Source organism: Bacteroidales bacterium, assembly GCA_035647615.1.
GTDB lineage: Bacteria > Bacteroidota > Bacteroidia > Bacteroidales > 4484-276 > SABY01.
Genome location: DASRND010000035.1, coordinates 127,501 through 130,373, shown reverse-complemented (window position 1 = coordinate 130,373; position 2,873 = coordinate 127,501). Strand labels below are relative to the sequence as shown.

Here is a 2,873-nt window from a genome sequence, read left to right as displayed (position 1 = left end):
ATTGTGGCTCGAGTAGCGACAACCGATGGGTTCAAGAGTTGGGCCAATCCCCTTACGGGAATCTTCTTTGGCCTCTCAGCTTTAGCCGCTTTAGCCTCATTTATCACCTATTTAAGGGTTGTTTTTACCAAAGAGGCGTTGGATCACCTGACGAAATAACTATTTTCTCACTTTTATGAGAAATTTGAGGGAAAGCACTAGACGTTGTTAGCTAAAAGGGGTAATATCCAATCCGTTGCCCTTTTTTAGGGAGTAGATTTCTGAAGTAGAAAGTTTTGACTTGACACTTTGTTTTGAAATCTGTTATAACGTTCGAGCGCTCTAAGGAGACCCCTTAGAGAGTGTTACGAAAAAGATGATTTTTGACAGAGATATAAGAGAAGAGAAGGAAGGATATGTACTGTGACGATTCCCCCTTGGGGGCGTTGGTTACAGTGCTGACAACGAGAGTTGTCAAGGAAGTGTAAGGGCTTCCTAGTCAATTTAGTTAGCGTAAGCTTTCTATTGTTGGGAACATAACTTGAAGTTATACTCTGGCACTTGTGCTGGAGTTATTTAAATAACGGAGAGTTTGATCCTGGCTCAGAACGAACGCTGGCGGCGCGTTTTAAACATGCAAGTCGAACGGCAAGGGGTACTTGTACCCCCTAGAGTGGCGAACGGGTGAGTAACACGTAGATAATCTGCCCTTCAGTTCGGGATAGTCCATGGAAACATGGGGTAATACCGGATGTGATTAATTTCACCTAAGTGAGATTAAGGAAAGGCGCTAAGGCGCCGCTGAGGGATGAGTCTGCGTTCCATTAGCTTGTTGGTGGGGTAATGGCCTACCAAGGCATCGATGGATAGCCGGCCTGAGAGGGTGATCGGCCACATTGGGACTGAGACACGGCCCAGACTCCTACGGGAGGCAGCAGTTAAGAATCTTCCGCAATGGACGCAAGTCTGACGGAGCGACGCCGCGTGAACGATGAAGGCCGTGAGGTTGTAAAGTTCTTTTCTGGGGGAGGAATAATGATAGCAGGGAATGGCTGTCAGATGACGTTAACCCAGGAATAAGCCCCGGCTAACTACGTGCCAGCAGCCGCGGTAACACGTAGGGGGCGAGCGTTGTTCGGAATTATTGGGCGTAAAGGGTGCGCAGGCTGCATAGCTAGTCTGATGTAAAATGCCTCGGCTTAACCGAGGTCTGCCATTGGAAACTGTTATGCTAGAGTACAGGAGGGGGAGTTGGAATTCCAGGTGTAGGGGTGAAATCTGTAGATATCTGGAGGAACATCGGTGGCGAAGGCGAACTTCTGGCCATGTACTGACGCTGAGGCACGAAGGCGTGGGGAGCAAACAGGTTTAGATACCCTGGTAGTCCACGCAGTAAACGATGTACACTAGGTGGTGGGAGTTACTCTCAGTACCGTAGCTAACGCATTAAGTGTACCGCCTGGGGAGTATGCTCGCAAGGGTGAAACTCAAAGGAATTGACGGGGGCCCGCACAAGCGGTGGAGCATGTGGTTTAATTCGATGATACGCGAGGAACCTTACCTGGGCTTAAATGTTAGATGACAGTCTCCGAAAGGGGATCTTTCTTCGGAACATCTTACAAGGTGCTGCATGGTTGTCGTCAGCTCGTGCCGTGAGGTGTCGGGTTAAGTCCCATAACGAGCGCAACCCCTATTCTTAGTTGCCATCAGGTAATGCTGGGGACTCTAAGAAAACTGCCTACGCAAGTAGTGAGGAAGGTGGGGATGACGTCAAATCAGCACGGCCCTTATGTCCAGGGCCACACACGTGCTACAATGGCCAGTACAGAGGGTCGCTACCTGGTGACAGGATGCTAATCTCGAAAGCTGGTCTCAGTTCGGATTGGAGTCTGCAACTCGACTCCATGAAGCTGGAATCGCTAGTAATCGCGCATCAGCCATGGCGCGGTGAATACGTTCCCGGGCCTTGTACACACCGCCCGTCAAGCCATGGAAGCTGGGGGTACCTGAAGTCCGTAACCGCAAGGAGCGGCCTAGGGTAAAACTAGTGACTGGGGCTAAGTCGTAACAAGGTAGCCGTACCGGAAGGTGCGGCTGGAATACCTCCTTTCTGGAGTGATTCCCTTTATCCCGAGTAATCGGGGGTTGATATTTGCTACTAATGCACACTTCATATTTTATTAGGCTTTTGATAAGCCACCCAAGCGAGCAGCGCACTGCTCCTTCCTAACATGAGCGAAGGAAGTTATTTACAAAGCAGTAAATGATATAGTCCCGTAGCTCAGTTGGTTAGAGCACTACACTGATAATGTAGGGGTCCGCAGTTCAAATCTGCGCGGGACTACATTTTATAAAGTCGTTTTGGGGAATTAGCTCAGTTGGCTAGAGCGCTAGATTTGCATTCTAGAGGCCAAGGGTTCGACTCCCTTATTCTCCACCTGACTTGCCCTGTAAGGGTAGGTGAAATTCCTGAAAGATGGATTTTCAAAAGTTCTTTGACATCATGAAAGAAGATACAACAAGATTAGTCAGATAATGATTGATCACTATACAATAGTAATGTTGAGATAGTAAGAAAGTAAATAAGAGCGTACGGCGGATGCCTTGGCTCTCAGAGGCGAAGAAGGACGTGATAAGCTGCGATAAGCTTCGGGGAGGTGCAAATAACCTTCGATCCGGAGATTTCCGAATGGGGCAACCCATCACACTGAAGGTGTGATATCCCGCAAGGGAGGCGAACCCGGTGAACTGAAACATCTAAGTAACCGGAGGAAGAGAAAATAATAATGATTCCCCAAGTAGTGGTGAGCGAACGGGGAACAGCCCAAACCGGCAATGTTACGGCATTACCGGGGTTGTAGGACTGTAACATGGAAAGTAAATCAATAGCAGAA

General features: G+C 48.7%; 2 tRNA genes and 2 rRNA genes (1 of these 4 running past the window's edge). All 4 read left to right on the top strand.

Going from position 1 to position 2,873, the window contains the following annotated elements:
• Positions 1-559 precede the first annotated feature (559 nt).
• Positions 560-2,089 (top strand): 16S ribosomal RNA (locus VFC92_12100).
• A gap of 160 nt (positions 2,090-2,249) precedes the next feature.
• Positions 2,250-2,323: transfer RNA gene (locus VFC92_12095), tRNA-Ile, on the top strand.
• A gap of 19 nt (positions 2,324-2,342) precedes the next feature.
• A tRNA-Ala gene (locus VFC92_12090) sits at positions 2,343-2,416 on the top strand.
• Positions 2,417-2,551: 135 nt separating this feature from the next.
• A 23S ribosomal RNA gene (locus tag VFC92_12085) occupies positions 2,552-2,873 on the top strand; it runs 2,546 nt beyond the window's last position.
• Together the 16S and 23S rRNA genes with 2 tRNA genes alongside form the textbook arrangement of a ribosomal RNA operon.